The 245-nt window shown below is 44.9% G+C and carries 1 pseudogene; it reads right to left on the reverse strand.

The features are described 5' to 3' along the window. Positions 1-245, reverse strand: a pseudogene (locus K5Q92_RS24130) (IS4 family transposase); the annotation flags it as partial.

A 245-nucleotide genomic window follows, 5' to 3' on the forward strand; every position in this document is an offset into this window, starting at 1 on the left:
ACCATGTGTGAATAGATTTTGAGTAAGCAGGGTTGCAGCCACGAGTGAGTCTTCCCTTGTTATTGTGTAGCCAGAATGCCGCAAAACTTCCATGCCTAAGCGAACTGTTGAGAGTACGTTTCGATTTTTGACAGTGTTAGCTTGGAAGTGCTTATCCCAACCTTGTTTCTGACCATGAACTCCAGCAAGCCAAAATGTCAGTTGAAGCATTAGGGCGATTAGCAGCATGATATCAAAGCGCTCTG

It is taken from the genome of Shewanella sp. MBTL60-007 (genome assembly GCF_019654915.1).
In the GTDB taxonomy this organism is placed as follows: Bacteria; Pseudomonadota; Gammaproteobacteria; order Enterobacterales; family Shewanellaceae; genus Shewanella.